Raw genomic sequence first — 26206 nt, 5'->3', positions numbered from 1 at the left:
TCGGGGTCAGGACTTGAGGCCGTAGAAGCGGATCGGCGAGTTCGGTACGAAGCCGATGCGCGGGTACACCGGCGCCCCGGCAGCGGTCGCGTGCAGGGTGGCGCGGGTCAGGCCGGTCGCCCGGGCCCCCTCGTAGAGGGCCTTGCGGGTCACCGCCTCGCCGTAGCCCCGGCGTTCGAAGTCCGGGTCGGTCGCGACCAGCACGACGAACAGCCGGCCCTCCGCCTCGACCGTCGCCGCGCAGGTCACGGGAACGCCGTCACGCAGGCCCAGGTAGGCGTACACCTGCTCCTTCCACAGCGCCGAGCCCGCGAGTCCGTCCCGGCCGTCCTCCAGCGGGAAGCCGTAGGCACGCGAGTTCAGGTCGGCGTACGCGCGCAGGTGTGCGTCGGTGCTCACGCGGACGAACGTCAGCTCGGGATGGGCCGGCTCGGGCAGCGGCAGCAGATCTCCCGCCATGCCGGTGCCGGGGAAGGCGTACACCAGGCCCGCCCGCTCGGCCGCCGAGTCCAGCTCCGCGCGCGCCTCGCCTTCGAGGAGATCGTCGAAGACCCACAGGAAACCAGGACGGCGTTTCGCGCGCATGATGTCCGCCGCCTCGCCAAGACGCCGCTCCACCAACCCCGCGTCCACGCCGACCTCCGTCAGCGTGAGGCAGTTCCAGAACGCGAACCGGGAGTCGGCCCACCGGACGGCGACGCCCGGAAGGTCGCGCACATCCGCGGCGGCATCCCGGTCGAGCACCATGGCGCGCCACACGACGGCGAGCTGCTCCACCGATTCGACGGCATCCGCGAGTTCAGGCATCCAGACCTCTCAAGTGGTCGCGTGTGAAGGGGAGATGACCCCGAGTCACGATATGCCCCGGACGCCGGCGGCGTCGTACTCAGACGCAAGTTGAGTATCCGAGCGCTGACGTCGGCCACCGGGCGCGCGGCACCGTCCTCGCATGGGAATCATCGCAAGCCGAGCGAGCCACGGCAGCAGCGTCCGGGAGCTGGCCGCCGCCACCCCCGCGTCTAGGGACCGCTATGTCGACCTGCTGCGGGTCGCCTCGCTCACGGTCGTCGTCCTCGGGCACTGGCTGATGGCCGCCGTCACCCCTGACGGGGAGGTCGGTAACCTGCTCGCCGTCGTGCCCGGCCTGCAGATCCTCACCTGGGCCCTCCAGGTCATGCCGGTCTTCTTCTTCGTCGGCGGTTTCTCGCACGCGCTCGCCCACCGGTCGCGGCCGCAGTACGCGGTGTTCCTGCGCGCCCGGCTGCAGCGGCTGCTGCGGCCCACGATGGTCTTCATCGGCGCCTGGAGCGCCCTCGCGCTCGCCGTCCAACTGCTCGGCGCGGACGACGGTCTGACCGGCGTCGCTCTCCGGCTCGTCGCCCAGCCGCTGTGGTTCATCGGCATCTACCTCGCGATGGTGGCCTTCACCCCGCCGCTGCTGCGGCTGCACGGCCGCTGGGGGTGGGGCGCCTTCGCCGCCCTGGTCGGGGGCGCGGTCCTGGTGGACGTGCTGCGGTTCGCGGCCGGTGTGCCGTACGTCGCGTTCCTGAACTTCGGCCTGGTCTGGCTGGCGATCCACCAGCTGGGCTTCCTGCGCGCCGACGGCCTCATCCGCCGCCCCGCCCTCCTCGCCGCCGTCGGCCTCGTGGGCGCGGCGCTGCTCGTCGGGTTCGGGCCGTACCCGCTGTCCATGGTCGGCATGCCCGGCGAGAAGGTGTCCAACATGGCCCCGCCGACGCTCGCCCTGCTCTGCCACGGCCTGTGGCTGGTCGGCGCGGTCGAGCTGCTGAAGCGCCCCGGCGCCCGGTTCACCGCCCGGGCACGCGTGTGGCGCGCGGTCGTCGCCGCGAACGGGGTCGCGATGACAGCGTTCCTGTGGCACCTGACGGCGATGCTCGGCGTGTACGGCACCCTGCTCGCCCTCGGCATACGGCTCCCGCAGCCCGCGTCGGCCGCCTGGTGGGCCCAGGTCCCCGTCCGGCTCGCCGCCGCGGCCGCCCTGACCGCGCTGCTGGTGACCCTCTTCCGCCGCTTCGAGCAGCCGCCCGCCGTCGCGGCGGCCCGCGCGGGTGCCTCTGGCTCCGGCGGAGGGAACCGGCATCTCGCCGCGCTCGGCATCACTCTGGCGCTGTTCGGTGTCCTCGGGCTGTCGATGACCGGCTTCGGCGGCCTCCTGGAGGGTCACACGGCCACGCTCGTCGCCGTCCAGGTGTCCGCCCCGGTGGCCGTCGCGATGGGGCTCGCGGGCTGGTTCCTGGTGGAACGGGCGGGCCGTTCGTAGAGACCTCGCCGGCGAGGACTTCGCCCGCGCCCCCAGGTAGCTGCACCGGCTGGGACCTTGCCGACGGGTCCTCGGGGCAGAGGGGACTCGATCACCTCTCTCGATAGGCGCCCGGGCGGGTCCCGGCACTACGATCGGCTGTGGATGAAGGCGTTCCCGCCGGTCGCGTGGTCCTCGCGCGGTGGCTCATGGCCGGAGCGCCTCGGAGGGCCCATGTTCCGTCATCGTTTCCGTCGGCCGCTGAAAGCCGACACCCTGCTGAGCGAGCTGAACCGGCTCACCACGCAGGCGCTGGAGCGGACGGAGCTGCACCGGGCCCGGCTGGAGCTGGCCGAGGTGCTGCAACGCGAGATGCTGCCCGGCTGCCTCCCCGAGGTGCCCGGACTGCGGGCGGCCGCCCGCTACGCGCCCGCCCGGTCCGGACTGGACATCGGCGGCGACTGGTACGACGCGTTCCGGCTGCCGGACGGGTCGCTGGCGTTCTCCGTAGGGGACGTCCAGGGCCACGACGTGGAGGCGGCGGCCTTCATGGGGCAGATACGCATAGGGCTGCGCGCGGTGGCCGCGTTCACCACCGACCCCGGAGAGGTGCTCAGCCGCACGAACGACCTGCTGATGTCGATGGACTGCGGCCTCTTCGCGACCTGCAGCTTCCTGCGCTTCGACCCGGGCACGGGCGAGGTCCTCACCGCCCGGGCCGGACATGTCCCCACCGTCTGGGCGGCGGTCGACGGGCGCGGCGGCATCGTCGAGGACGAAGGGGGCGTCCCGCTGGGCGTGGTGGCCGGCGCGAGCTTCCCGGTCACCCGCCACCGGCTGCCCGCCCAGGGCGTGATCGTCATGGTGACCGACGGTGTGCTGGAAGGACCGGCCTTCCCGATCGAGTCCGGACTGCAGCAGGTGCTGGCCATCGCCCGGGCGGGCGCGGGCAGCGATCCCGATGTGCTCGCGGCGCGGATCATCGAGGTGGCCGAGCTGACCGGCCACACCGACGACGCGGCGGTGCTGGTGCTGGGCGCCACGTGAGGGGACCGGCGACGGGGTGACGAGCGGCGCGCCCCAGGCGTGTCACGCCCCGCTCCGGGCCCGGGAGGGCGTGTGATGGGCTGCGTGGTGCGTTTCGTGGGCCTGCGGCGCCCGGCTGCGACGGGGTTCACGATCCTCGCCGTCGCCCTCGTGTACGCCGGCACCGGAAAACTCGGCCTGCTGGCCCAGGTCGTCGTCGAGGGCGCGCGCATCACCCCGCTGTGGCCGCCCACCGGTGTGGCGCTGGCCGCGCTGCTGCTCCTCGGGGTGCGGATCTGGCCGGCCATCGCCCTGGGGGCCCTGCTGGTCATGGCGAGCCTCGGCCCGCTCACCTGGGCCGCCCTCGCGATCGCCGCCGGGAACACGGCAGGGCCGCTCTTCTCCTACCTGCTCCTGCGGCGTCTCGGCTTCCGGGTCGATCTCGACCGGCTCAGAGACGGACTGGCGCTGGTCTTCGGCGGAGCCTTCGCCGGGATGCTGATCAGCTCCGGAGTGGGCAGCACGACGCTGCTCGTCACCGGCGGGCTCGCCTCGGACGAGTTCTGGTCGGTGTGGTCCGCCTGGTGGACCGGCGACGTGATGGGCGTCCTCGTGGTCACGCCCCTGCTGCTCGGTGCGCGTGCCGCCCTGCCGCTGCGGGAGACCGGCCTGCGGGAGTGGATGGAGGCGGCGGTGCTGGTGGCCGCCACGGCAGCCATGACGACCACCGTCACCCACAGCCCGCTCCACCTGCTGTTCCTGGTCTTCCCGCTGCTGATCTGGGCGGCGCTGCGCACCCGCCTGGTCGACGCCGCCGCGTGTGTGCTGGTGCTGTCGGTGCTCACGGTGGTGGCGTCCGTCCACGATCTCGGACCGTTCGCCGACCGCAGCATCGTCGAGAACATGGTCGTGCTGCAGGGCCTCAACGGGGCCGCCGCGCTCAGCACCCTGCTGCTGGTGGCCGTCGTCGCCGAGCGCGAGACCACCTACCGCAAGATCGAGGAGGCCTGCACCGTCCTCACCGAGGTGGTCGCCGGACTCGCGCCCCCACGGTCGTTCGGCCGCGCGCCCACGCCCCACGAGCGGGACACCGAATGATCACTGTCGATCACGCGACGTAATTCTCTGGACTGCGTGTCAACCGACCTCGGGCCGAGGTGCGTACGGATGGTGACAGCACAGCCCAAGGAGATGCGCGGTTGACCGACGAGGAGTATGCGGAGTTCTACGCGTCCTGCGTCAGACGCCTGATCGGACAGGTGTACCTGCTGACCGGTGACCTGCCCGAAGCGGAGGACGTCGTCCCGGACGCCTTCGTCCGCTGCTGGACGCGAAGACGCTCCATCGACAGAGAAGGTGCCCCCGAGGCTACTGGGTCCTCGCACGCACGCCCGCACAGGGATGACGGGGCGCCCGGCCCCCTTTCGCCCCACTCGGAGGTGCCGTCCCAGGTCACGCTGACGGCGCTGCGCGTGGCCTCGCCCGTCCAGGTGCGGACGATCTCACCGGTCGAGCGGCAGGTGCTCGACTCCCTCCGGTCGCGGGCTACTTGAAGTCGTACGCCGCCCAGTCGACGACCCGGACATAACCGAGGCGCTGATAGAGGGCGTTGCTGGTCGGGTTCGCCGCGTTCGTGTACAGCACGACCTCCTTCGCGCCCGCGGCGAGCGCGGCCCGGCTCACCGCCACCGTCACGGCACCCGCGTAGCCGCGGCCGCGCAGAGGGGCCGGTGTGTAGACGGGGTCCACCCGGACCATGCCGACGACCATCGGGTTCACGCCCGCCATGGCGACGGGCGTGCCGTCCGGGGTCTCCCAGAAGGTGTAGCTCTTCTCGGCGAAGCGGGTGTCCGCCCAGGTGCCGGCGTCGATGGTGACGTCCTCCCCGACATCCGCGGCGAACTCCCTGCACCACCGCATGAGGTGCTCGTGCTCCTCCTCGCCCACCAGCCGGCCCCGTCCCGCCGGGAACGGTTCCGGAGGGGTGAGCGTGCCGAGCCGGTAGAGGTGGAGCCGCACGCGCGGCGTCGGCGTCGCGCCCGTGTGCCGCTGCCATGCCTCGGCGAAGGCGGCGGCGGTCTCCTCGTCCCCGCTCACGGACGGGAGGGAGTGCCCGAGTCCGGCCAGGTGTGCGGCGAGGGCATCGGCCTGCTCGCCGGTGAGGGCGGTGACGCTCAGTCCCCGGGGCGGAAAGCGGTAGAAGACGGCCTGCACCTCACCCGCCCGCTCCAGCCGCCCGAAGACGGGCGGCTGTTCGCCGTGGGCCCGCACCCCGTGAGTGCGCAGCTTCTCGAACACGGTCAGCGGCGTGTTGTGCAGAACGGGGCGCGAGCGCAGGAAGTCTCCGGCTCGGGCAAGGAAGTCGTCGACGTCGTCGGTGAGGTACCAGTCGTCCGGGTGCATGCCTCATGATCCCTGAAGGCCTCGGCCGAGGGGAAGGCGACGCCCGCGAGGCGTCACGCGTCCTCCGGCACGGCCTCCCGCGTCCCGGACGTCGCCAACAGGCTCAGCACGTCCGCGAGTTGACGCCGTACATCCGGGTCCGTGATGAGACCGGCCCCGTCGATCGTCGCCCGGTCCACCGGGATCTTCAGGCAGGCCTCCTCCACCACGGCGGCGCCGGTGTAGCCCAGTACGGTCCGCAGGGTGGCCTCGGCTCCCTGGCCCCGGCCCGGGGCGGCCGCGTTGATCCAGGCGGTCGGCTTGTCGCAGATCTCGGTGCCGCCGACCGTCCAGTCGAGGAGGTTCTTGAACGAGCCCGGCAGCGTCCCGGCGTACTCCGGCGTGCAGATCAGGATCCCGGCCGCCGCGTCGATCGCCGCGCGCAGCTCGGTCACGGGCGCGGGCAGCAGGTCGATGTCGTCATCGGGGTTGAAGTGCGGCAGGTCCGCGAGACCGCCGTACAGGACGGGACGCACCTTCACGGACGGGGCCAGCGAGTGCGCGGTGCGCAGCACGGCCTCATTGGTGGAGCCGCTGCGCAGGCTCCCCGACAGCAGCAGGATCATCGGAAGATCGGGCATTCGCCCAACTTACCCGCCGCGCAAGGCGAACGGCTCGGCGGCGGGCCCGAGCCCGGGGGAGTGCCTCACCGCGCCGCGGGGTCGTCTCCCTCGAACGCCTCCCTGTTCCGGACGATCTCCGTCTTGTGCGTCTGCACCCAGCGCACGACATGCCCCACGGCGTCGCCGAGCGAGCGGCCCAGCGGAGTGAGCGCGTACTCGACGCGCGGCGGGACCTCGGCGTACGCCGTGCGCGTGACCAGGCCGTCGCGGGTGAGCGAGCGGAGCGTGTGGCCCAGCATCCGCTCGGAGATCCCGTCGATCCGCCGGTGCAGGGCCGTGAAGCGCAGGGGGCCGTCAGCGAGCGCGGTGACGACCAGGACGGTCCACTTGTCCCCGACCCGCGCGAGCACGTCCCGCACGAGTTCGATGGTCGCCGCGCACTCCGGGGCCACCCCGGCGGCAGCCAGCCGGGAACGCAGCTCGGAACCCATGCCTGTGCTTTCCCTCTCGTACGTAGCTGACGTCGAAGTGCGTATGGGGCGGGCCTTGATCGCGACGGCCGTACCCACGTTTCATACGAAGGACGAGCACCGGGCGCCCGCCCCCGATTCCACCACGATGTCATGTGAGGTGAACATGGCCACCACGGGAGCCACCGCCCCCGACCCGGCAGCCGACGGACAGGACGGCAGCCCCGCTCCCGGCGTACGGCACGAGACCTTCGCCGTCGAACTCCACCTGGACGCACCGCCGAGCGCGGTCTTCGAGGCCTTCGCCGACCCGTCGGTGCGGCGCCGGTGGTTCAGGCTGCCCGGCCGCGACGCGACGTACGACCACGACTTCTCGGTGGGCGGCGGCGAGACGGCGTCGAGTGTCTTCCCGGTCCCGGGCGCCGCACCGGAGCGGCTCGCCTACACCTCCCGCTACCTCGACATCACCCCGGCCTCCCGCATCGTCTACGCCTACACGTCCGTCGTCGACGACATCCCGCGGTGGAGCTCGCTGGTGACGGTCGAACTGCACCCCGACTCCGGCGGCACCCGCCTGCGCTGGACCGAGCAGGCGGCCTTCCTCACCGCCTCGGCGGTGCCGGAGCACGACCTGCCCCACCTGCGCGGCGCCACCCGCCTGCGGCTGAACGGCCTCACGGCGGCGCTGCGGAGCTGAGCCGGCGGGCGATGTCAGTGGTGGCGGTTACGGTGCTGGACATGACCGAGTGGATCAAAAGCGGTGTCATGGCCTGGCTGTCGGAATCCCCGTACATCGACGACGAAACCGTCCTGGTGTACTTCAAGGGGACCGGCCTGACGGCCATGGCCGAAGGACTGTCCGCGCTGCACCGGCCGCCGTTCGCCCACGGCGGCGACCCGGCACCCGGCGACTGGGGCGTGATCGTCCATCACGGCCCCAAGGCGTACCACCACAAGGACGGCCGGACAGCGTCCTGCATCGACTACGAGGACCCCGACTACGTCGGCGAACACTGGCCCAACGCGTTCGCCCCGCTCATCACGGCGGCCGAGCTGGACCATGACCGCGACGACTACGAACCGCGGCTGACCCGGCTGATAGGCGACCAGCTGGGGCTGCCCGCGCTGAACCGCGCCACCATGGTGGTGGACCAGGACCTCGTGGCCGCCTACTTCTAGCCCCGCCTACCTCTAGCCCCGCCTGCTTCTCGCCGACGACCTCGGCCGCCCTGCGCCGTGCCGGTCAGCGGACCGGACGTCGGCCCGCGCGGCGCAGCAGGGCGACGGCGAGCACGAGGGCGGTGATGAACACGACGACGCCGATGGCCAGCAGATACGCCAGCCCCTCGGCCACGGCACCGATGAGGCCCAGGACGACAGCCACCAGGATCAGGAACAGCACCCAGGCCACGGCGCGCCTCCCTTGGGTCAGCGGCGGGCGAGACGGCGTTCGCCGCCCGCGCCGGGTACGTACGTCATGTCGTAGTGGGCGAAGACCGGAGCCTCCTCCTCGGCCGCCAGGACTCCGTCGGTGTCGATGGACGGGGCTTCCCTGACGAGTGCCTTGGGGTGGGCGACCTTCACATAGCCGGGGCCAACTGTGGCGTCGGCCAAGGGGACGAAGACCAGGCGATGCCGCGTGGGCAGGCCGACGGTGACGGTCGCGAACGCGGGCTCGTCGGTCGCCGTGTCGACATAGACGGATTCGAGCGTGCCGATCTTCTTGCCGTTGTCGTCGACGACGTCGTGGTCACGCCACTCCCGGATGTCGGCGGTCCTGATCATTCACTGGCCTCCGTCTTCCGCACCGGTCCGTGCCCTGCCGGCACGGCCCTCACCCGGCGGGTGACCGCGTCACGGCAGCTCATGCATCCAGGGTGCAATGAACGGACCCACCCCGCGCGGCAGACCCGGCGGCCGCAGCAGGAGCCTCTTCTCTCCGTCCCACGGCGACAATGGACACACGCGGGCGGACGGGAAGGAGGCGGTCCCCGATGAGACTCCTGCCGGACCTCGGCCCCGCACGCGACCGGGTGGGCGAGGCGATCCTCTCCCGGGTGGCCGGACCCGAGGGCCCGGCGAACCGCGCGCGCATCCACGGCGCACCCGGACCGCGCTGGTTCGGCCCCGACCGGCCGGTCCGCAGGGTGCACGGCGACGCCGCGATGTTCACCGGCGGACTGGCCGCCCTGCTGCTCCAGTCACTGCACCCCCTGGCCATGGCCGCCGTCGCCGGGCACTCCGGCTTCCGCGGCGACCCCTGGGGCCGGCTCCAGCGGACCAGCACCTTCCTCGCGGTCACCACATACGGCCCCGCCGACAGCGCCCAGCGGGCCTGCGACCAGGTCCGGGCCGTCCACGAGTCCGTCCGCGGCACGGCCTCCGACGGCCGGGCCTACTCCGCGTCCGACCCGCACCTGCTGTGCTGGGTGCACATCGCCGAGATCGACTGCTTCCTGCGCGCCCATCAGCGCTACGGCGCCCACCCGCTGGACGCCGCGGGCTGCGACGGGTACGTCGCCGACACGGCCCGGATCGCCGCCGCGCTGGGCGTGCCCGACCCTCCGACGGACCAGGCCGGACTCGCCCGCCGCCTGGCCGCCTACCGCGGCGAGCTGCGGGCCACACCCGAGGCCCGGGACACCGCCCGTTTCCTGCTGCTGCGACCGCCGATCCCCTGGCCGGCACGCCTGCCGTACGCCGTCGTCGCCGCCAACGCCGTATCCCTGCTGCCGGGCTGGGCCTCCCGTGAGCTGCGCCTGCCCCGCATCCCCATGGCCGAGGACCTGCTCGTGAGGCCCCTCGGCACGGCGATGACCGCCGGAATCCGCTGGGCCATGGCACCGACCCGGGCGAGGGTCACGAGCGGGCGGGTGTGAGCGTCGGGCGGCCGCCCAGGGTCACAGCCGGTGGAAGGACCGTTCGCCCGCGTCGTGCGCCTGCGGGTACAGGGGCCTCAGCAGATTCCAGTAGCGCTGGAGCTGGGCGTCGGTCTCGCGCAGATACCGGTTCTCCCACAGCGGCGGACCGAGCGGCGTGGTGACGCGGTCCTGCTCAGGTGCGGGCGGGGGTGGAGGGGTGTCGGAGCCACGCCGTCGACTTCGCGTCGGTGTGGCCACCCAGCGGGCCAGCAGGACGAAGACGGTGACAGCGGCGGCGCTCACGACGTACGGGCCGGGGGGAGATGTCATGTCTCGCTCCCTTCAGCAGCAGCCTGGCGGTGCGGAGAGGGGTGAGCCGGGCCGGTCACCGGCCGACTCGCAGGCGGCCCCGCCGGCCCTCACCGGCGTCCCTTCCCGCGGCGGCGGCGCATCAGGACCAGGGCCATCACGCCGGCCCCGGCGGCCAGCAGGGCGGGGCGGTTCTCCCGCGCGAGACGCGTAGCCTGACCGGCCCTGTGCCTCAGGGGTTCGGGGGCCTTCTCCTGGACCGCGTGCCCGGCGTGAGCGGCCTTCTCGCGGACCTGCGCGGTCGTGTGGCCGGCTTTCTCGCGCACCTGGGTCACCATGCCGCTCGCCTGCCCCTTCACGGCGGCGGCCTTCTCCTGCGCCCTGGCCTTGACGTCCGCCTTGTCGGCGAGGGCCTCGACGGTCTCGCCCAGCTCCTGGCGTGTGCGTTCCACCTGTGCGCGCAGTTCCGCGGGCGCCTGGGTCCCGCTTCCCTGTGGCTTGTCGTGGGACCGGGTCATCGCTTCACCCTCTCCTTGATCTCGTTCACGTCGGCCTTCACGCTGCCGACGGTCTCCTGCGGCGTGGGAGACCCCGCCTTGCTGATCTCCTTCTTGCCGGTCGCCGCCATCACGGCCGTGATCAGGCCCAGCAGGGCGGTGACGATCAGCGCTGCCAGCCACACGTCCAGGACCAGCGACAGCGCGGCGATCGCGGTGGCCGCCAGGGCCTGGAGGGTGAGCACCCCGAACAGGCCGGCGCCGCCGAACAGACCTCCGCCGCGCCCGTATCGCTTGCCCTTCTGCGTCATCTCCGCCTGCGCGAGGCGCATCTCGTCCCGCACCAGCTGGGACAGCTGCCGTGACGCCTGCTGGACGAGATCGCTCACGGATTCCTCGGAGCGGGGCCGTGGCCCGCCGTTGTGAGCGCTGTTGTACGGATCGACGGTGGCCATGCTCGTTTCACCTGCCCGTTCCTGAAGAAAACGGTCGTCTGCCGTCCGGTGACTGCGCGGGTACCCGGCCGCCCACGGATGACGCGGCAACTGCTCGGAGAGATGACGCGGCAGTTCCTCAAGGAGTGCGCCGGGGCGGGCTGCTCTTCCGAACCCGGGGCCCTGGCACACTCCGGTTTCCGGTCGTCCTCACCTTGCGCAGTTCCCCGGAGCGGACGTGCGATTCACCATCGGCCCGACCGGTGCGAAAACGACGTCCCAGGCCGTGGGAGTCAGCGGTTCATCCGCTCATACCGGCGGCCGGTCCAGCCGACGGCGATCCAGGCCGCGAAGACGACGACCGCGGCGACGACGGCGACGACGCTGTCGATGAAGAGGAGCGTGAGAAGGACGATGGTCAGTGTCATCGTCCCGGCCGTGGACACGGCGAAGGCGTCGGCGCGCAGGACGGCACGAAGGAAGGGCGAGGGCGGGGGTGGGGCGTCGGTCATGGCGTCTCCGTTCTGCGGCCGGAGCCCGTCGGTGCGCGACGGGCGGGCAAGGTCACCGATCGGCGCAGCGCTGGACGCCCGCGACGTATTCCGCACAGGCGGCCGATGCGTCGCGCCCTCTCCGTGCACGCGCGACCAGGCGTGACCGGTTCCCCGGCGTGCCAGGCTACTTTCCAGTAATATCGCGCGCCGGATCGTCGCTCCAGGAGGAACCGTGCCCCAACGCTCGCCCATGCTGCTCGCCGGTCTGCTGGCCACCGCCGGCGCCGCTCACTTCGCCGCGCCGCGGCAGTTCGACGCGATCGTGCCGCGCTCGCTGCCGGGCTCGCCCCGGACCTGGACGTACGTCAGCGGCGCCGCCGAACTCGCGCTCGCGGCCGGCATAGCCCTGCCGCGCACCCGGCGGATCGCGGCTCTGGCCGCGGCCGGGTTCTTCGTCGGTGTCTTCCCGGCCAACGTGAAGATGGCCAAGGACTGGAGCGACCGCCCCGCCCCGCAGCGCGCCGCCGCCCTGGGTCGGCTGCCGCTTCAGCTGCCGCTCGTGCTGTGGGCCCGCAGTGTGGCCCGCGCCGGAGGCGGGCAGGCGGGGACGGGCGCCTGACGCCTGCGGTCGCGGTGCGGGTGTACCGCCGGTGGAGGACGTGCTGGACCGCCGATGACGGCCGCGTCCTGCACCGGCGGGCCGAAGGACACGTCAGCGGTTGATCATGTCCCGGGTCTGGGCGTAGACGGTCGCGTCGGTGAGCAGGGCCATGTGGCCGAGGCAGGCGGTCCGGGTGTTGGCCGCGCCGGACACGGACACGGAGCTGTCGGGGTTGATCACCGTGTCGCAGGGCGACCACCAGGTCGCGTAACGAGGCGAACCCGGGCTCTCGTCACCGGAGTTGAGGGCGGCGAGGAAGCCGGAGCCGATGCGCATCTCGGTGCAGGACGTGTCGTAGCAGCTGTTGGCGCTGTCGGTGCCGTGGTTGGGTCCGCCCAGTGACACCCAGGCGTCGACCTTGGCGGTTCCGCCGAGGTTCTTCAGGTAGTAGCGCGAGGAGAGCCCTCCCATGGAGTGGCTGACGATGTCGACCTTCGTGGCACCGGTGGCTCCGAGGAGACGGTCGACCTCGGCGGCGAGCTGCTGGGCGGTGGTGGCGTTCGACTGGCGCGAGTCGTACGACCATCGGTCGAGGTGGGAGGACGGCCAGCCGTCCGTCGTGAAGCGGTCGGCCATGGTGTTCCAGTTGCCCGGGTCACCGTTGTAGCCGTGCACGAAGAGGATGGGATTGCTGGTCGGGCCGAAGGCGGAACCGCCTGAGGCCTGGGCGTGACCTGACGCCTGGATGGCAAGAAGAACACCGGCCGCGGCGACGGCCGCTGCCGGAACGGGTCTCTTCACGAGGGGACCTCACAGATGGGATACGGGGAGCGGTCGACGGCGCGGTCCGACGGCATGGCGCGAGGCGGTTCCCGGGTCACGGGAGCAGCACCTGCGGGCATGCGGGGGCGGGCCCGGGGGCGGTTCGCCGCAGCCGCATGGGGGAGTACGTGGGTGTCGTCGAGGGGTGGCGAGAGCGTACTGGCCGGTAGGTATCGGTGGTCAAGAGGCGTGCGCAACCCCGTTACGTTTGGCGGGGCGTTGGAGGGCAACGCGAAGGCCCATGACTGAACAGAAGAACGAGACAAGCCGGAAGTCCGCCCCCGAGCAGGGCTCCGCCCCCGAGCAGAAGTCCGCGGCGAAGGCCCGGCAGACGGCCGACAAGGCGACGGCACCGGCGGGCCACGCGGCGAAGCAGGCCGCGGCATCGGCGGATGACGCCGCGTCCACCGCGAAGGGCGGCGCCCAGCGAGCGGCCGAGACGGCGAGCGGTGCGGCCCGTACGGCGGCCGAGACGGCGAGCGGTGCGGCCCGTACGGCGGCCGAGGGCGTCGAGTCGGGGCGCCAGGCCCTGATCACGGCATCGGGCCACGTCGCCGGCGTCGCCAGGACGGCCTGGACGGCGATCGCCCACCGCAAGCTGCTGGCCGCCGGCGTCGGCGCGGGAGTCACCGCACTCGGCGCCGGGTCGTACGCGATGGGCCGCCGTGCCGGCCGGAACACGCGCGGAGGCCTCACCCGTCTGATACGCGGCTGACCTGACGCCCGCTCAGATCACCGGCGTCACCGAAGCCGACTGCGCCTGATCCGGGCCGCTGACCATGCCCCTGACGTTCCCCGCGCGTAGACCTCCTCGCTCGGGGAACCAGGAGCAGGAGACAGAGGGACCAGAGGTCACACAGTTCGCAGTGGAGCGGCCGGGAAGGTGCGATGTCGACCGAACCGCGGTGGAGCAGGGAACCGTCGTACGAGTACATGCGGGAGTGCGTCGCCGCGTTCGACGGGCGGCTGGAGGACGTGACGGACGCCCGGCTGACGGCGGAGGCCTTTTTGGCCGACCTCAGCCGGTCGGACCCGCCGTCGGCCCCGGAGCCCTGGGACGACATCCTGCTCGTGGTGGCGGAACTCGCGGCCAACGCCGTGCAGTACGCGCCCGGCCCCTTCCGGCTGACCCTGCGCAGGACCTTCGACGGCGTCCATGTGACGCTCGCCGACACGAGCACCAGCCCGCCCGCCCCGCGCGCCTTCCGCCCCGCCACGGGCGCCGGCGGCATCGGCTGGTACCTGATCCAGACGCTGGCCGAACAGGTCAGCGTCGTCGTGCGGGAGGACGGCAAGGACGTGCACGTCTTCCTGCCCTGGTGACAGCCTTCGGTCAGGCCAGCGGGACCAGGACGCTGATCGCCTTGCCGCCCTCCCGGCGGCGCTGCACGCCGACCTCGCGGGCCAGCCGGAGGATCAACGGCCATCCGTAGCCGCCGTTCTCCCGCGGGCGGGGAAACGTGCCCCGGCCGAACGCGGCCGCGGGCACGACGTCGCTGTGGTCGTGGACACCCAGCCGTACGCCCTCGGGGACGAGCGTCACCTCGAAGCGGGCCAGGCCGCCGCCGTGCCGGATGGCATTGCTGACGAGCTCCGACACCACCAGCAGCAGGTCGATCACGGACTCCTCGCCCGCCGGGCCCGAGGGGCCCCGCCACTGTTCCCGCACCAGGGTCTGCACATACTGCCGCGCCGCGGCCGCGCTCGTGATCGCGACGGGACGCACCCCTGCCTGCTCCCGGTGCCCGGCCGGACGGTACTCGGCGGACGTCATCGCTTCGCCTCTTCCGTGACCAACAGCCTTCACCCCTCTGCCACTCAGCCTCGTGAACGATTTCGAGTCTCGTCTACCCGCTCGGCGCCGGGCCATGAGGGGTGAAATGTGAATCCGTGGAGATCCACGGCCGGTCGGCGATACGGCCTCCTGCGGGAAGGCGGCCAGGTCGGGGGAGTGATCCGCGGGAAGCCGGGCAGACGGGTGATGACACTCGGTCACGGCTCAGGGAGGTCGGCGCCCGTCGGTTCCGTCCGAGCCGGCCGACTGAGTGTCAGAGGAAAGGGCTCGCTGGGCGCATGGGCGCGCTCACGCATGGAATCCGTCCGACGGGGCACCCGTCCCGATCGCCAGCGACTGTGGGAGGTCTTGTGTCCGACACCCAGAACTCTCTGTCCGTCAGGGTGGAACTGCCGCGCGAGGACGCCGTGCTGCTCACGGTCGAGGGAGACCTGGACTCGGCGACCGCGGTCGCGCTGCAGCGGCACCTCACCGAACAACTCCGCCTGGGCAGGCGGCACTTCCTGCTGGACATAGCAGGCGTCCCGTTCATGGACTCGTCCGGGATGAACATCATCCTGCGGGTGTACAAGGAGGTGCGCGACAGCGCGGGCGGCGTCTACGTCATCTCACCGACCCCCGCGGTCCGGCGCATCCTGGACCTGACCGGAGTGAGCCTCACCGTTCCGCTGCTCGACAGCGTCGACGAAGCACTCGCGGCGGCCCGTTGAGCGGCCCGTGGGACCGTGTACCCGGAGGAGGGGTTTCTTCCTCGTAAGGGTTGCAATGGATCAAGGTGTTCTTACAGTGGGTTGCGGCCCGCACGGAACCGGCTCGGATCGTGCTCCGCGGGGGCACGGGGCCGGCCCGACAGGTGAGGAGAGAAGTACGTGCCGGAGGAACAGACGTCAGCGCACCCGACGCCGCCGACGGAGGAGGTCGCCGAACTGCTGCGGCGACGGCGGGAGCAGATCGCCCAACGCTGGGCCGACGCCACGTTCTTCCGCACGGTCTTCACGGTGTCCCGGGACGAGGCGGTGGAGGTGGCCCGGGCCGTGGTGGAGGCCCTCGCGGCGGTCGCCGCGGAAGGGCGGGTCGACGACCCGGACGCCGGCGCGTTCGCCGTCGTGCGCGAGGAACTGGCCCGCACCGCCGACGCCCGGTCCCGGGCCGGTGCCGCCGCGGCCCAGATCTCGTCCGAGGTGGACGCGTTGCGGCCGCCCGTCGCCGAACTCCTCGTCGCGGAACTGCCGGGAGCGCCGACCGAGCATGTCCTCGAGTGCGCGACAGCGCTGACGGTCCTGATGGGCACGCTCCGCCTGGTCGTCCAGGAGACCCTCATCAGCGCGGGGGAGGAACTCATCAACCGGCAGCGGCTGCAGCTCATGGAGGTCGCCACGCCGGTGATCAGGCTGTGGGACGGCGTCGTCGCCGTACCTCTGATCGGCACCCTCGACAGCGCCCGCAGCCAGGTGGTCATGGAGACGCTGCTGAACGCCGTCGTCGACCAGCAGGCACGCTTCGCGATCCTCGACATCACCGGTGTCCCGACGGTCGACTCCCTCGTGGCCCAGCATCTGATGAAGACCGTGGCCGCGGCGCGCCTGATGGGAGCGGAGTGCATCGTCTCCGGCATCCGGCCGCCCATCGCCCAGACCATCGTCCACCTGGGCATCGACCTGAGCTCCGTGCTCACCCGGGCCAGCCTCGAGGACGCGCTGGCCTACGCCCTGCGGCAGCTGGGCACCGACATCGTGCCCCACGCCGCACATGGCACGGAACCGCGGTGAGCGCAGTGTTCACCTCGCCCCACGAAGGGCGCGTACCCGTCCTCAAGCTCGGTGGTGTGCTGCTGGTGACGCTGCAGGGCGACCTGCACGACGGCACCGCGGAGCAACTCCAGCAGGACATCGGCGAGACCGTCGCCGCGAGCCGTGTCTCCGGCGTCGTCATCGACCTGTCGGGGGTCGAGATCATCGACTCGTTCATGGGCCGCGTGCTCAGCGACATCGCCGCGCAGTCGCGGCTGCTGGCCGCGGAGACGGTGGTGGCCGGGATGCGTCCCGCGGTGGCCATCACCCTGGTGGAGCTGGGACTGACGCTGCCGGGACTGCGTACGGCGCTCAGCACGGAGGAGGCGATGCGGGTGCTCGGCGCCGAGGCCGCGTACGTCGTCCGCGGCGGTCACGAACGCCGGGAGCGTCCGTGACCCACACCGCGGGCGAAACTTCCGTCCGTCTGCCGATCCACTCGGACCTCGACCTGGTCCTGGTGCGGCAGCAGGTGCGTCAACTCGCCGTCGCTGTCGGGTTCGGCCTGGTCGACCAGACCAAACTGGTCACCGCCGCCAGCGAGTTGGCGCGCAACGCGCTCGTCTACGGCGGCGGCGGTCAGGTGGAGTGCGCTCAGGTCACCAGGTCCGGGGTGCCGGGGCTGCGGCTGACCTTCACCGACGAAGGCCCGGGGATCGCCGACGTGGAACAGGCGCTGTGCGACGGCTACACCTCCGGCGGCGGGCTCGGCATGGGACTGGGCGGCGCCAGACGCCTCGTCCACGACTTCGAGATCGACAGCCGCCCCGGCTCCGGCACCACCGTGACCGTCACCTCGTGGGTGACCCGCCCGCCCCGGCCCCGCGAGGCGCGCTGATGCCGCGCGTGTGGGAGGTGCCGGTGCACGACTCGACCCGGGTCCGTGACGTACGCGTGGCCGCCGAGGCCGCCGCACAGTGGGCCGGGCTCGAGGACGACCGTACGGCCGGGGCCGCCCTGGTGGCCACCGAGCTCGCCACCAACCTCCTCAAACACGGGGGCGGCGGCCATGTCCTGCTGGAGATCACCAGCCCGGCCACGCCCGCCCACGGCGATGAGCGGGCCGGTGTCGTGCAGATCCTGGCCGTCGACCACGGTCCGGGCATCGCCGACGTGGCGGCCGCGATGCGCGACGGCCACTCGACCGCCGGCTCCCTCGGCGCGGGCCTCGGCACCTGCCGGCGCGCCGCCGACGACTTCGCGCTGCACAGCGCACCCGGCAGGGGCACGATCGCCCTGGCCCGGATCGCCCCCCGCGGCACGGGCCGCCCCGCGGCCGATCCCGGTCCGGCCCGGGCCGGCGGCATCAACCACCCTTTCGCCGGAGCCGAGTTCTCCGGCGACGCCTGGGCCTGGGTGCGCTCGGGCGACCGGCTGACCCTGATGCTCGCCGACGGCCTCGGCCACGGCGAGCACGCCGCACGGGCCTCCTCCACGGCGGTGGCGGAGGTGCACCGCTGCGCCCATCTGCCCGCGGACCGGCTGCTGCGCGCCCTGCACACCGCCCTGCGCGGCACCCGAGGCGCGGCCCTGGCGGTCGCCCAGCTCGACCTCTCCGGCGGGCGGCTGTCCTTCACCGGCGTCGGCAACATAGGGGCCAGGCTGCGCCGCGGCGACCGCTGGCGGCCCCTGCTGTCCCACCCCGGCATCGTCGGCGCCCACCTGCCCGGCCGGCTCCCCTGGCACACCGAGGAGTGGTCCGACGACTGCCTGCTTGTGCTGCACAGCGACGGCCTGCCCAGCCGCTGGTCCGCCGGCCCCCTCGACCTCGACAGCTCCCTCGACCCCGCCGTCGTCGCCGCCACCATCGTGCGCGACGCCAGCAGCCCCGCCCGCCCGGTGCGCGACGACACGGCCGTCGTCGTGCTGAGCCCCTCCTCGCCGGATCGCCTGTCATGAACCACACCTGGTACGTCCGCACCGCCACCGACGCCGCCCGGGCCCGCATCGCGACCGCCCGGCTGGCCGGGGCGTGCGGAGTGAGTCCCGTCGAGCGCACCCGCCTGGTGGTCGCGCTCACCGCCCAGCTCAGACAGTGCCTCACCAAAGGCGGCACCTGGGTCGTGACCGCGCTGTCGGACGAGCCGCCCCGGGCCGACCGCTTCACCGTCGACGTACGCCCCGAGGACGGCCGTACGGTGTGGCACGCCTCCGCCGCCCGCACCCCGGACACCGAAGCCGCCCCCGCAGAGCTCGTCGCGGACGACACCGGCACCCTCGCCGAGGCGCTGTTCTCCGCCGACGAGGACGCCGGGCTCCTGCTGGACAAGCTCGACGAGCAGCAGGCCCTGGTCGCCTTCCACCGGGAGGAGCTCCATCAGACGAACCAGGGCGTCGTCGCCCTGCACGCCGAGCTGGACGCCGCCGGACAGCGGCAGCGCGAGCTGTTCGCCGCCGAGCAGAAAGCGCGGCGCGAGGCGGAGAGCGCCCGGGGGAGACTGACCTTCCTCGCCGACGCCAGCGCCGCCCTCACCGCCTCCCTGGACCCCGACGCCATCGTCCGGCTGCTGCCGGACCTGCTGGTGCCCCGCTACGCCCGCACCGTCGACGTATGGCTGTTCGACACGCCGGACGACAAGCGGCGCACGCCCGCGCGTCCGGCCGCCGCCGTCGTCGCCGCGCGGCGCGGCCGGCCCCAGTACGCCGCCGACCACCCCGGCGGGCTCCCCGGTGTCGAGGACCGGCCCCCGTCGGCTCTCGCCCCCGACCGGCCACTGCTGTGCATCCCGCTGCTCACCCACCGGGCACCGCAGGGCGTCATCACCCTCACCCCGCCGGGCGAGCGCTGGGACCCCGACGACGCCGTCATGCTCATCGAGCTGACCAGACGCGCGGGCATCGCCCTGGAGAACGCCCGGCGCTACGAGCACAACCGCGACATCGCCGAGACCCTCCAGCGCGCCCTGCTCACCGAACTGCCCGTCATCCCCGGCCTGGGCCTCGCCGCCCGCTACCTCCCCGCCACCAGCGGCATGAACATCGGCGGTGACTGGTACGACGCCTTCCGCCAGCCCGACGGCAGCCTGATCGCCGTCGTCGGCGACGTCACCGGCCACGGCCTGCACGCGGCCGTGATGATGAGCCAGCTGCGCACCGCCCTGCGGGCCTACGCCGTCCAGGGCGCGAGCCCCGGCACGCTGCTGACCCAACTGCACCAGTTCCTGCACCACTTGAGGCTCGATCTGTACGCCACGGCGGTCATCGCCCGGTTCCAGCCCGGCGTGCCCGAACTCACCTGGGCGGCCGCCGGGCATCCGCCCCCGGTGCTGCGCACCCCCGACGGACAGGTGCACACCCTGGACGCCAGACCCGGCGCGATGCTCGGCATCCCGCTGGACCAGGAGATCGCCGACCACACCGTGCCGCTGCCCCCCGGCTCCACGCTCGCCCTGTACACCGACGGGCTCGTCGAGCGCCGCGCCCAGGGCATCGACCCGGGCATCCGGCGTCTGGCCGACGCCCTCGCCGCCGTGCCCGCGGCCGATCTCGCCGACGACCTCGACGCGTCCGCCGACCGGTTCCTGCCGCCGCTCCTCGACGACTCCGAACACGACGACGACGTATGCCTGTTGCTGTGCCACGTGGACGAACGGCGGTGACGGCGCGCCGCCGTCACCGCCCTCAGCGCAGGCTCCGTCAGACGAGCATGTTCTCCCTGAGCCTGCGCAGCACCCGGGACAGGATCCGTGAGACGTGCATCTGGGAGCAGCCGACCGCGGCCCCGATCTCCGCCTGGGTCATCTCCCGCCCGAAGCGCATCTCGATGACGGCGCGGTCCCGTTCGTCGAGCTCCTTCAGGAGCGGGGCGAGGGAGTGCACGTTCTCCACCATCTCCAGGGCGGGGTCCTCGTCCCCCAGCAGATCGGCGTAGGTCGTCGAACCCTGCGGGTCGTCGCCGTCGGTGGGCAGGTCCAGGGAGTTGGCGGTGTAGCCGTTGGCGGCGACGAGGCCCTCGACGGTCTCCTCCTCGCTGATGCCCAGTTCCTCGGCGAGTTCCCCGACCGAGGGTTCCCGGCCGAGCCGGGCGGACAGGTCCTCGCGTGCCCTGGCCAGCCGTACGCGCAGCTCCTGGAGCCGGCGGGGCACGTGCACGGCCCAGGTCGTGTCGCGGAAGAAGCGCTTGATCTCGCCGGTGACGTAGGGGACGGCGAAGGTGGAGAACTCCACCTCGCGGGCGAGGTCGAAGCGGTCGATCGCCTTGATCAGGCCGATCGTGCCGACCTGCACGATGTCCTCCAGATCACCGCTGTGCCGGAAGCTCTTCGCGGCGTAGCGCACGAGGGAGAGGTTCATCTCGATGAGCGTGTTGCGCGCGTACTGGTACTCGGGTGTGCCCTCCTCCAGTACCGCGAGGCGCTCCAGGAACAGCCGGGTCAGCTCCCGCGCGTCCCGCGGGGAAACCGCCGACGCGTCCTCGACGCACGGCAGTTCGGGCGCCGCGGGCCCGCTGTCGCAGCGGTTCACGGGTGCGGCCGTCGTCTCTCCCACGGACGTCGCCGTCATGGTGGTCGTCTCCTCCATCTGTGCGGTGACTGCGGATCAGGTGGTCCGAGCGAGCGTCTGCCCCGGTGTGCGGCTCCTATGCCCAGTGATCGTTCCGGTACGTGCGCGTGCATAGGAGTCCGAGAGCGGGGCACCCGGCGGAGCGGAGGTGGAGATACGTGATTCCCGTTCTGCTCGTTCTGTTGCTCGCTCTGCTGCTGTTCGGCGCCGGCTTCGCGCTGAAGGCGCTGTGGTGGATCGCCGTCGCCGTCCTGGTGGTCTGGCTGCTGGGCTTCGTCGTGCGGCCCGCAGGGACCGGAGGACGCCGGGGGCGCTGGTACCGCTGGTGACCATGGCGTCCACAGCCAGGTGCCGGAATTTCGTTAATGATGTGCCATGTCCGGATACTCGTGCGGCATGGTACGGACGGTGAAACGGCATGGAAGGCACGGCGGGTCCACCGCGCCCGCGCCCGGCCCGACGGCCGAGCGGGCGCGGAGCTCCCCGGCCGGGCCGGACGAACAGGTGGAAGGCAGGGCGCCGGACAGTCCGGCCGCCCTGCCCCGCGGCTCCTGGACGGCGGTGCTGAAAGGCACCCTGAAGGAGTTCAAGAGGGACGAGCTGACCGACCGGTCCGCAGCGCTGACCTACTACGGGATCCTCGCGCTGTTCCCGGCCCTGCTGGCGCTGATCTCCCTGCTCGGGGTGCTCGGGCGGTCCACGACGCAGGAGGTGCTGGACAACATCCAGAAACTGGCGCCGGGTGCCGCGCAGGACGTCCTGCGCAACGCGGTGCAGCAGATGCAGGGCAAGGCCGGCATCGGCTCGGTGATGGCGATCGTGGGCCTGCTGCTCGCGATCTGGGCGGCGTCCGGCTATGTCGCCGCCTTCATCAGGAGCGCCAACGCGGTGTACGACATCCCCGAGGGACGCCCGGTGTGGAAGGTGCTGCCGGTCCGTGTCGGAGTGACCGTGGTGCTGATGGTCCTGGCCGTGATCAGCGCGGTGATCGTCGTGTTCACCGGTGCCCTGGCCAAGCAGGTCGGCTCCACCCTAGGGGTCGGTGACACGGCGCTGACCGTGTGGTCGATCGCCAAGTGGCCGGTGCTGGTCGTCCTGGTCACGGTCATGATCGCGCTTCTGTACTGGGCGACGCCGAACGCGAAGATCCGGGGCTTCCGCTGGATCACGCCGGGCAGCTTCCTGGCTCTGCTGATCTGGATGGTGGCCTCTGCCGGGTTCGCCCTCTACGTCGCGAACTTCGCGTCGTACAACAAGACCTACGGCACCTTCGCCGGCGTGATCATCTTCCTGGTCTGGCTGTGGATCACGAACCTGGCGATCCTGCTGGGCCTGGAGTTCGACGCCGAGCTGGCCCGCCGACGCGCCGTCGCGGGCGGCCACCCGGCCGACGAGGAGCCCTACGTACAGCCGCGCGACACCCGCAAGTGGGACGAGGAGGACCATCGACGGCTCGGGTCCTGAGCGGGCGAGGCGCCTTCAGCAGCCTGCCTTTGCTTCCGCCTCCGCTTCCGTGAAGCGGAGGCGGCCGTCGTGCACCTCGGCCGTCCGGTCGGCCACGGCGAGGTGGGCCCGGTCGTGCGTGACCAGGACGGTGGCGGTGGCCCGGCGGCGGGTGAGCTGGGCGAGCAGGTCGACGACGGCGGCGCCGCGTTCGTGGTCGAGGGCGCTGGTGGGCTCGTCGACGAGCAGGACGGTGGGGTCGTTCATCAGCGCGCGGGCGATGTTGACCCGCTGACGCTGGCCCCCGGAGAGCTGATGAGGGCGTCGGTGCGCCTGGTCCGCGAGGCCGACGGCGTCGAGCAGTTCCATGGCGCGGCCGCGCGCCCCGGCCGGGGACCGGCCGTCGATGTGGGCCATGACCTGGAGCTGTTCGACGGCGGTGAGCGACGCCAGCAGATGGGGCTGCTGGAAGACGATGCCGATCCTGCGGCGGCGCAGCTCGGTGAGCTCCCCGCGGGACATCCCGGTGGTGTCGGTGCCGTCGACGGTGACGGTGCCGCTGTCGGGAGCGACCAGGGTGGCGGCCACGGCCAGCAGGCTGGACTTGCCGGAACCGGAGGGCCCGACCACGGCGGTCAGACAGCCCCGGGGCACATCCAGCGTGACGCGGTCGAGGGCGGTCAGCCGCGTCTCGCCGTCCGGGTAGGTGAGCGTGATGTCGGTCAGGCGCAGGCTCATCGGGCACTCCCCAGAGCGGTCAGCGGGTCGACGGAGGTGATACGGCGGACCGACAGCGCGGCCCCGACGACACCGAGCGCGATCATCACGCCCGCCGGGATCAGCACGGTGCCGGGGCTGAGGACGAAGGGCACGGCACCCCCGACGACGAAGGCGCCGAGGGCCACGGCGAGCGCGGTGCCGGCCAGGGTGCCGCCGGCCAGCAGGACGACGGCCTGGCCGAGGGCGTCCTTGAGGAGATGGGCGGTGGGGGCGCCGAGGGCCTTGAGGACGGCGACGTCGGCGCTGCGCTGGATGGTCCACACGGTGAAGAAGGCGCCGACGACCAGAGCGGAGATGGCGAACAGGAAGCCGCGCATCAGCTGCAGCGAGCCGTTCTCGGAGGCGTAGGAGCCGATCGCCGACAGCGAGTCGCCGAGAGGGACCGTCCTGGTGCCGGCTCGCCGGTCGACGGCCGCCACATCGACCCCGGACGTGGTGTTCAGAGCGATGACCGTGGCGGTCGGCCCGTCCTCGGGCCCGGCGGGCGGCGCGACCGTGCGCCAGGTGGCGAGAGTCGTCCAGACGACCGGCGTGTGGCTGAAGTACGCATCGCCCCGCACCGCGGCCACCGTCAGCCGCCGTCCGGCGAGGGTGAGGGAGTCGCCCGGCCGCAGGCCGAGCTCGTCGGCGGCCGGGGCGGACAGCACCACCGTACGGTCGCTGAGCCGGTCGCTGTCCGGAGCGAGCCGGGAACCGGGCCGGACGCCGAAGGCGGAGACCCCGGCGCTCCGGTCCGCGGCGGTGGCCTTGGTGGTGGTGATCCCCAAGGGCTCGGCACCGGTGACGCCCGGAGCCGCGGACCAGTGCCGCCACTGCCGCTCGGTGACGGTCGAGTCGGCGTACGACAGCTCCCCTCCGCCGCCGACCCGCTGGAAGGCGATCCTGTCGGCCGGCAGGCCGGTGATCGCCGAGACGTTCTGCCGGCCCAGGCCCGCCGTCAGCCCGGACAGCAACCCGACCAGCAGGGTGATCAGCACGACGACGGTTCCCATCAGGGCGAACCGCCCCTTGGCGAACCGCAGGTCTCTCCACGCGACGAACACGGCCTCGGCCTGTCCTTTCCGGGGTGAACGGGGTGAACGCGGTGGAAGCGCGGCGCCTCCACCGATGTGCCTCCACCGTCGCCCTCGGCCCCCGGCACGGGCATCTGGCGGGGGACCGCACTTCACGGCCCGAAAGACGGCAGGCCGCTTCCACCTTTCGACAGAGGCCGCCCGGCGCCCCACTCCGTAGCCTGTAAGGCACCGTGAACGCTGCCGCCCCCGCCCCGACCCCGACCACCCGCGCCCTGACCTGGTGCCTGCACCTGCTGATCCTCGGCCTGCTCGCCCTGTCCGGCGCCCGCGCCGTGGCCGACGACCGGCCCCACACCGGGTGGACCGTCGCCGCGGCGGCCGCGTGCGCCGCCGTCTACGCGGCCGGTCCGCTCCTGCCCCGGATCCGCCGCTCCCGGCGGGCCGCCGCCTGGTGGCTGGCCGCCGTGGGCAGCGCCTGGCTGGTCCTGCTGGCCCTGACCCCCGACGGCGTCTGGGTCGCCTTCCCGCTGTACTTCCTCCAGCTCCACCTGCTGCCCCGCCGGGCCGGACCGCTCGCCGTCGCCGCCACCGCCGCCCTGGCCGTCGCGGGCTTCGCCGCCCACCAGCACTCCTTCAGCGCGGCCATGGCGATCGGCCCGGCCCTCGGCGCTGCCGTCGCCGTCGCCGTCGTACGGGGATACCAGGCGCTGTACCGGGAGAGCGAACAGCGCAGGCGTCTGATCGAGGAACTCGGCGCCACCCGTGCCGGCCTCGCCGAGGCCCAGCACACCGCCGGAGTGCTGGCCGAACGGGAACGCCTGGCCCACGAGATCCACGACACGCTCGCCCAGGGCCTCACCAGCATCCAGCTGCTGCTGCGGGCCGCCGAACGCGCGCTGCCCGCCCGGCCCGATGCCGCCGCCCGCCATGTCGAGGCCGCTCGCCAGGCCGCCGCCGACAACCTCGCCGAGGCCCGCCGTTTCGTCGCCGCCCTCAGCCCGCCCGCCCTGGACGGCACCACCCTGGCCGGCGCCTTGGAGCGCCTGTGCGCCACCGCCGGGGCCCGCCACCGGCTCACCGCCCGCTTCCACCTCACCGGCGACCCGGCCCCGCTGCCGACCGCGCACGAGGTCGCCCTGCTGCGCGTCGCCCAGTCCGCCCTCGGCAACACCCTCAGCCACGCCCACGCCACCACGGCCGACATCACCCTCGGCTACCTCGGCGACCACATCGCCCTCGACATCGTCGACGACGGCACCGGCTTCGACCCCGCCCAGGTGCCGGCCCCCGACTCCGAGAGCGGCGGCTTCGGCCTGGCCGCCATGCGCGTACGCCTCCATGCCCTCGGCGGCACCCTGACCGTCGCCTCCGCCCCCGGCAGCGGCACGGCCCTGACCGCCCGGCTGCCCCTGACCTCGCCCACCGACACCCCGACCGCTCCTGAGCCCGAGGCCCGCCCGTGACCGACACCCCCATCCGCCTCCTCCTGGCCGACGACCACCCGGTGGTGCGCGCCGGACTGCGTGCCGTGCTGGAGACCGAACCCGGGCTGGTCGTCGTGGCCGAAGCCGCCACCGCCGAGGACGCCGTCGACCGCGCCGCGGCCGGCGACATCGACGTCGTGCTCATGGACCTGCGGTTCGGCAAGGGCATGGGAGGCGCCGAGGCCACCGCCCGGATCACCGCCCGCCCTGGCGCGCCGCGCGTCCTGATCGTCACCACCTACGACTCCGACGCCGACACCCTGCCCGCCATCGAAGCGGGCGCCACCGGCTATCTCCTCAAGGACGCCCCGCCCGAGGACCTGGCCGCCGCCGTGCGCACCGCCGCCACCGGCCGCACCACCCTCGCCCCGACCGTGGCCGAGCGGCTCATGAACCGGCTGCGCACCCCCGGCACCGCCCTGACCCGGCGCGAGACCGAGGTCCTCACCCTCGTCGCCGACGGCCTGTCCAACCAGGCCGTCGGCCGGCGCCTCCACCTCACCGAGGGCACCGTCAAGTCCCACCTCGCCCGCATCTACACCAAGCTCGGCGTGGACTCCCGTACCGCCGCCGTGGCCACCGCCACCGACCTGGGCCTGATCCGCCGCTGACCCGA

Annotated in this window: 35 protein-coding genes; 20 read left to right on the top strand and 15 right to left on the bottom strand. The window is 72.8% G+C overall.

The features are described from left to right. Positions 1-6: 6 nt before the first annotated feature. A complete protein-coding gene (locus RKD23_RS02925) occupies positions 7-807 on the bottom strand; it encodes a GNAT family N-acetyltransferase (RefSeq protein ID WP_424852136.1) in 801 nt (266 codons plus the stop codon). Positions 808-949: 142 nt separating this feature from the next. Between RKD23_RS02925 and RKD23_RS02920 the strand changes: the two genes are divergently transcribed. The 4 genes from RKD23_RS02920 (at position 950) to RKD23_RS02905 (ending at position 4839) form a co-directional block, all read left to right on the top strand. After that, complete coding sequence (locus RKD23_RS02920) at positions 950-2281, top strand: acyltransferase family protein (RefSeq protein ID WP_424852135.1); 1332 nt, start codon at positions 950-952, stop codon at positions 2279-2281. A gap of 213 nt (positions 2282-2494) precedes the next feature. Next, positions 2495-3307: a PP2C family protein-serine/threonine phosphatase gene (locus RKD23_RS02915; RefSeq protein WP_424852134.1), complete on the top strand. Its 813-nt coding sequence runs from the start codon at positions 2495-2497 to the stop codon at positions 3305-3307. A gap of 75 nt (positions 3308-3382) precedes the next feature. After that, positions 3383-4384 (top strand): MASE1 domain-containing protein, encoded by a 1002-nt coding sequence (locus tag RKD23_RS02910; protein ID WP_424852133.1) that lies wholly within the window; start codon positions 3383-3385, stop codon positions 4382-4384. A gap of 101 nt (positions 4385-4485) precedes the next feature. Further along, entirely contained in the window at positions 4486-4839 is a 354-nt protein-coding gene (locus RKD23_RS02905; RefSeq protein WP_424852132.1) for a hypothetical protein, read from the top strand. Here the strand turns inward: RKD23_RS02905 and RKD23_RS02900 are convergent. The 3 genes from RKD23_RS02900 to RKD23_RS02890 all read right to left on the bottom strand — a co-directional run bounded on the left by RKD23_RS02900 (position 4832) and on the right by RKD23_RS02890 (position 6782). Further along, on the bottom strand, positions 4832-5689 hold the full coding sequence (locus RKD23_RS02900; RefSeq protein WP_424852131.1) for a GNAT family N-acetyltransferase: 858 nt from the start codon (positions 5687-5689) through the stop codon (positions 4832-4834). The two genes, RKD23_RS02905 and RKD23_RS02900, sit on opposite strands and share 8 nt — an antisense overlap. A gap of 53 nt (positions 5690-5742) precedes the next feature. Beyond that, the gene (locus RKD23_RS02895) at positions 5743-6309 is read right to left on the bottom strand and encodes an NADPH-dependent FMN reductase (protein ID WP_424852130.1); all 567 of its coding nucleotides are present in this window, start codon (positions 6307-6309) and stop codon (positions 5743-5745) included. Between the two features lie 65 nt (positions 6310-6374). Beyond that, the gene (locus tag RKD23_RS02890; protein WP_424852129.1) at positions 6375-6782 is read right to left on the bottom strand and encodes a winged helix-turn-helix transcriptional regulator; all 408 of its coding nucleotides are present in this window, start codon (positions 6780-6782) and stop codon (positions 6375-6377) included. A 145-nt stretch (positions 6783-6927) separates the two neighbouring features. Here RKD23_RS02890 and RKD23_RS02885 point away from each other — a divergent pair, with 145 nt between their 5' ends. After that, positions 6928-7458, top strand: coding sequence for an SRPBCC domain-containing protein (locus RKD23_RS02885; protein WP_424852128.1), 531 nt, complete (start codon positions 6928-6930; stop codon positions 7456-7458). 41 nt (positions 7459-7499) lie between these two features. Further along, positions 7500-7940: a hypothetical protein gene (locus tag RKD23_RS02880; RefSeq protein WP_424852127.1), complete on the top strand. Its 441-nt coding sequence runs from the start codon at positions 7500-7502 to the stop codon at positions 7938-7940. Between the two features lie 64 nt (positions 7941-8004). Here RKD23_RS02880 and RKD23_RS02875 read toward each other — a convergent pair whose 3' ends face one another. Both RKD23_RS02875 and RKD23_RS02870 read right to left on the bottom strand, forming a co-directional pair. After that, on the bottom strand, positions 8005-8172 hold the full coding sequence (locus RKD23_RS02875) for a hypothetical protein (protein ID WP_424852126.1): 168 nt from the start codon (positions 8170-8172) through the stop codon (positions 8005-8007). A gap of 17 nt (positions 8173-8189) precedes the next feature. Continuing rightward, on the bottom strand, positions 8190-8546 hold the full coding sequence (locus RKD23_RS02870; RefSeq protein ID WP_404041274.1) for a PRC-barrel domain-containing protein: 357 nt from the start codon (positions 8544-8546) through the stop codon (positions 8190-8192). A gap of 209 nt (positions 8547-8755) precedes the next feature. On the opposite strand from RKD23_RS02870, the gene RKD23_RS02865 reads away from it, so the two are divergent. Continuing rightward, the gene (locus RKD23_RS02865; RefSeq protein WP_424852125.1) at positions 8756-9640 is read left to right on the top strand and encodes an oxygenase MpaB family protein; all 885 of its coding nucleotides are present in this window, start codon (positions 8756-8758) and stop codon (positions 9638-9640) included. A gap of 21 nt (positions 9641-9661) precedes the next feature. Here RKD23_RS02865 and RKD23_RS02860 read toward each other — a convergent pair whose 3' ends face one another. From RKD23_RS02860 to RKD23_RS02845, 4 genes are all read right to left on the bottom strand, one after another. Then, positions 9662-9952: a hypothetical protein gene (locus RKD23_RS02860; protein WP_424852124.1), complete on the bottom strand. Its 291-nt coding sequence runs from the start codon at positions 9950-9952 to the stop codon at positions 9662-9664. Between the two features lie 89 nt (positions 9953-10041). Beyond that, positions 10042-10449: a DUF3618 domain-containing protein gene (locus tag RKD23_RS02855; RefSeq protein WP_424852123.1), complete on the bottom strand. Its 408-nt coding sequence runs from the start codon at positions 10447-10449 to the stop codon at positions 10042-10044. Next, a complete protein-coding gene (locus RKD23_RS02850) occupies positions 10446-10883 on the bottom strand; it encodes a phage holin family protein (RefSeq protein WP_424852122.1) in 438 nt (145 codons plus the stop codon). The genes RKD23_RS02855 and RKD23_RS02850 overlap by 4 nt, the downstream gene beginning before the upstream one ends. 272 nt (positions 10884-11155) lie before the next feature. Next, positions 11156-11374 carry a hypothetical protein gene (locus tag RKD23_RS02845; protein WP_424852121.1) on the bottom strand — a complete coding sequence of 73 codons (219 nt, stop codon included), beginning with the start codon at positions 11372-11374 and terminating at the stop codon, positions 11156-11158. Positions 11375-11606: 232 nt separating this feature from the next. On the opposite strand from RKD23_RS02845, the gene RKD23_RS02840 reads away from it, so the two are divergent. Further along, a complete protein-coding gene (locus tag RKD23_RS02840) occupies positions 11607-11975 on the top strand; it encodes a DoxX family protein (RefSeq protein WP_424858149.1) in 369 nt (122 codons plus the stop codon). Between the two features lie 93 nt (positions 11976-12068). Here RKD23_RS02840 and RKD23_RS02835 read toward each other — a convergent pair whose 3' ends face one another. Next, positions 12069-12758 (bottom strand): esterase/lipase family protein, encoded by a 690-nt coding sequence (locus RKD23_RS02835; protein WP_424852120.1) that lies wholly within the window; start codon positions 12756-12758, stop codon positions 12069-12071. Between the two features lie 262 nt (positions 12759-13020). Here RKD23_RS02835 and RKD23_RS02830 point away from each other — a divergent pair, with 262 nt between their 5' ends. After that, a complete protein-coding gene (locus tag RKD23_RS02830) occupies positions 13021-13494 on the top strand; it encodes a hypothetical protein (RefSeq protein WP_424852119.1) in 474 nt (157 codons plus the stop codon). A 173-nt stretch (positions 13495-13667) separates the two neighbouring features. Beyond that, on the top strand, positions 13668-14102 hold the full coding sequence (locus tag RKD23_RS02825) for an ATP-binding protein (protein ID WP_424852118.1): 435 nt from the start codon (positions 13668-13670) through the stop codon (positions 14100-14102). Positions 14103-14112: 10 nt separating this feature from the next. Here the strand turns inward: RKD23_RS02825 and RKD23_RS02820 are convergent, their stop codons facing one another. Further along, complete coding sequence (locus tag RKD23_RS02820; protein ID WP_404041246.1) at positions 14113-14553, bottom strand: ATP-binding protein; 441 nt, start codon at positions 14551-14553, stop codon at positions 14113-14115. A 371-nt stretch (positions 14554-14924) separates the two neighbouring features. On the opposite strand from RKD23_RS02820, the gene RKD23_RS02815 reads away from it, so the two are divergent. The 6 genes from RKD23_RS02815 to RKD23_RS02790 all read left to right on the top strand — a co-directional run bounded on the left by RKD23_RS02815 (position 14925) and on the right by RKD23_RS02790 (position 19963). Beyond that, entirely contained in the window at positions 14925-15284 is a 360-nt protein-coding gene (locus tag RKD23_RS02815) for an anti-sigma factor antagonist (RefSeq protein WP_424852117.1), read from the top strand. A 159-nt stretch (positions 15285-15443) separates the two neighbouring features. Beyond that, entirely contained in the window at positions 15444-16343 is a 900-nt protein-coding gene (locus RKD23_RS02810; protein WP_424852116.1) for an STAS domain-containing protein, read from the top strand. Then, complete coding sequence (locus tag RKD23_RS02805) at positions 16340-16762, top strand: STAS domain-containing protein (protein WP_424852115.1); 423 nt, start codon at positions 16340-16342, stop codon at positions 16760-16762. The genes RKD23_RS02810 and RKD23_RS02805 overlap by 4 nt, the downstream gene beginning before the upstream one ends. Then, on the top strand, positions 16759-17202 hold the full coding sequence (locus RKD23_RS02800; protein WP_424852114.1) for an anti-sigma regulatory factor: 444 nt from the start codon (positions 16759-16761) through the stop codon (positions 17200-17202). The genes RKD23_RS02805 and RKD23_RS02800 overlap by 4 nt, the downstream gene beginning before the upstream one ends. Then, entirely contained in the window at positions 17202-18263 is a 1062-nt protein-coding gene (locus tag RKD23_RS02795) for an ATP-binding SpoIIE family protein phosphatase (RefSeq protein ID WP_424858148.1), read from the top strand. Before RKD23_RS02800 ends, RKD23_RS02795 begins: the two co-directional genes overlap by 1 nt. Continuing rightward, complete coding sequence (locus RKD23_RS02790; RefSeq protein WP_424852113.1) at positions 18260-19963, top strand: PP2C family protein-serine/threonine phosphatase; 1704 nt, start codon at positions 18260-18262, stop codon at positions 19961-19963. Before RKD23_RS02795 ends, RKD23_RS02790 begins: the two co-directional genes overlap by 4 nt. A gap of 37 nt (positions 19964-20000) precedes the next feature. Here RKD23_RS02790 and RKD23_RS02785 read toward each other — a convergent pair whose 3' ends face one another. Then, positions 20001-20867 carry an RNA polymerase sigma factor SigF gene (locus tag RKD23_RS02785; protein WP_424852112.1) on the bottom strand — a complete coding sequence of 289 codons (867 nt, stop codon included), beginning with the start codon at positions 20865-20867 and terminating at the stop codon, positions 20001-20003. 158 nt (positions 20868-21025) lie between these two features. On the opposite strand from RKD23_RS02785, the gene RKD23_RS02780 reads away from it, so the two are divergent. Both RKD23_RS02780 and RKD23_RS02775 read left to right on the top strand, forming a co-directional pair. Then, entirely contained in the window at positions 21026-21196 is a 171-nt protein-coding gene (locus tag RKD23_RS02780; RefSeq protein ID WP_404041229.1) for a hydrophobic protein, read from the top strand. A gap of 67 nt (positions 21197-21263) precedes the next feature. Beyond that, a complete protein-coding gene (locus RKD23_RS02775) occupies positions 21264-22331 on the top strand; it encodes a YihY/virulence factor BrkB family protein (protein ID WP_424858147.1) in 1068 nt (355 codons plus the stop codon). Between the two features lie 15 nt (positions 22332-22346). Here the strand turns inward: RKD23_RS02775 and RKD23_RS02770 are convergent, their stop codons facing one another. Continuing rightward, positions 22347-23048: an ABC transporter ATP-binding protein gene (locus RKD23_RS02770; protein WP_424852111.1), complete on the bottom strand. Its 702-nt coding sequence runs from the start codon at positions 23046-23048 to the stop codon at positions 22347-22349. Beyond that, positions 23045-24133, bottom strand: a complete 1089-nt coding sequence (locus RKD23_RS02765) for an ABC transporter permease (protein ID WP_424852110.1) — start codon at positions 24131-24133, stop codon at positions 23045-23047. Before RKD23_RS02765 ends, RKD23_RS02770 begins: the two co-directional genes overlap by 4 nt. Before the next feature lie 203 nt (positions 24134-24336). Here RKD23_RS02765 and RKD23_RS02760 point away from each other — a divergent pair, with 203 nt between their 5' ends. Beyond that, positions 24337-25569: a sensor histidine kinase gene (locus RKD23_RS02760; RefSeq protein ID WP_424852109.1), complete on the top strand. Its 1233-nt coding sequence runs from the start codon at positions 24337-24339 to the stop codon at positions 25567-25569. After that, complete coding sequence (locus RKD23_RS02755; protein WP_424852108.1) at positions 25566-26201, top strand: response regulator; 636 nt, start codon at positions 25566-25568, stop codon at positions 26199-26201. The genes RKD23_RS02760 and RKD23_RS02755 overlap by 4 nt, the downstream gene beginning before the upstream one ends. The last annotated feature ends 5 nt before the right edge of the window (positions 26202-26206 follow it).

This window comes from Streptomyces sp. SAI-170, from assembly GCF_049739565.1.
Classification (GTDB): Bacteria; Actinomycetota; Actinomycetes; order Streptomycetales; family Streptomycetaceae; genus Streptomyces.
The sequence above is the reverse complement of the archived record's forward strand: the minus strand, read 5'-3'. Positions and strand labels throughout refer to the sequence as shown.

Coding starts and splice junctions, on each gene's coding strand:
- RKD23_RS02925 (WP_424852136.1), bottom strand. CDS start 807: ATGCCTGAACTCGCGGATGCCGTCGAATCGGTGGAGCAGCTCGCCGTC.
- RKD23_RS02920 (WP_424852135.1), top strand. CDS start 950: ATGGGAATCATCGCAAGCCGAGCGAGCCACGGCAGCAGCGTCCGGGAG.
- RKD23_RS02915 (WP_424852134.1), top strand. CDS start 2,495: ATGTTCCGTCATCGTTTCCGTCGGCCGCTGAAAGCCGACACCCTGCTG.
- RKD23_RS02910 (WP_424852133.1), top strand. CDS start 3,383: ATGGGCTGCGTGGTGCGTTTCGTGGGCCTGCGGCGCCCGGCTGCGACG.
- RKD23_RS02900 (WP_424852131.1), bottom strand. CDS start 5,689: ATGCACCCGGACGACTGGTACCTCACCGACGACGTCGACGACTTCCTT.
- RKD23_RS02895 (WP_424852130.1), bottom strand. CDS start 6,309: ATGCCCGATCTTCCGATGATCCTGCTGCTGTCGGGGAGCCTGCGCAGC.
- RKD23_RS02890 (WP_424852129.1), bottom strand. CDS start 6,782: ATGGGTTCCGAGCTGCGTTCCCGGCTGGCTGCCGCCGGGGTGGCCCCG.
- RKD23_RS02885 (WP_424852128.1), top strand. CDS start 6,928: ATGGCCACCACGGGAGCCACCGCCCCCGACCCGGCAGCCGACGGACAG.
- RKD23_RS02880 (WP_424852127.1), top strand. CDS start 7,500: ATGACCGAGTGGATCAAAAGCGGTGTCATGGCCTGGCTGTCGGAATCC.
- RKD23_RS02870 (WP_404041274.1), bottom strand. CDS start 8,546: ATGATCAGGACCGCCGACATCCGGGAGTGGCGTGACCACGACGTCGTC.
- RKD23_RS02865 (WP_424852125.1), top strand. CDS start 8,756: ATGAGACTCCTGCCGGACCTCGGCCCCGCACGCGACCGGGTGGGCGAG.
- RKD23_RS02860 (WP_424852124.1), bottom strand. CDS start 9,952: ATGACATCTCCCCCCGGCCCGTACGTCGTGAGCGCCGCCGCTGTCACC.
- RKD23_RS02855 (WP_424852123.1), bottom strand. CDS start 10,449: ATGACCCGGTCCCACGACAAGCCACAGGGAAGCGGGACCCAGGCGCCC.
- RKD23_RS02850 (WP_424852122.1), bottom strand. CDS start 10,883: ATGGCCACCGTCGATCCGTACAACAGCGCTCACAACGGCGGGCCACGG.
- RKD23_RS02845 (WP_424852121.1), bottom strand. CDS start 11,374: ATGACCGACGCCCCACCCCCGCCCTCGCCCTTCCTTCGTGCCGTCCTG.
- RKD23_RS02840 (WP_424858149.1), top strand. CDS start 11,607: ATGCTGCTCGCCGGTCTGCTGGCCACCGCCGGCGCCGCTCACTTCGCC.
- RKD23_RS02830 (WP_424852119.1), top strand. CDS start 13,021: ATGACTGAACAGAAGAACGAGACAAGCCGGAAGTCCGCCCCCGAGCAG.
- RKD23_RS02825 (WP_424852118.1), top strand. CDS start 13,668: ATGTCGACCGAACCGCGGTGGAGCAGGGAACCGTCGTACGAGTACATG.
- RKD23_RS02820 (WP_404041246.1), bottom strand. CDS start 14,553: ATGACGTCCGCCGAGTACCGTCCGGCCGGGCACCGGGAGCAGGCAGGG.
- RKD23_RS02795 (WP_424858148.1), top strand. CDS start 17,202: ATGCCGCGCGTGTGGGAGGTGCCGGTGCACGACTCGACCCGGGTCCGT.
- RKD23_RS02790 (WP_424852113.1), top strand. CDS start 18,260: ATGAACCACACCTGGTACGTCCGCACCGCCACCGACGCCGCCCGGGCC.
- RKD23_RS02785 (WP_424852112.1), bottom strand. CDS start 20,867: ATGACGGCGACGTCCGTGGGAGAGACGACGGCCGCACCCGTGAACCGC.
- RKD23_RS02775 (WP_424858147.1), top strand. CDS start 21,264: ATGGTACGGACGGTGAAACGGCATGGAAGGCACGGCGGGTCCACCGCG.
- RKD23_RS02770 (WP_424852111.1), bottom strand. CDS start 23,048: ATGAGCCTGCGCCTGACCGACATCACGCTCACCTACCCGGACGGCGAG.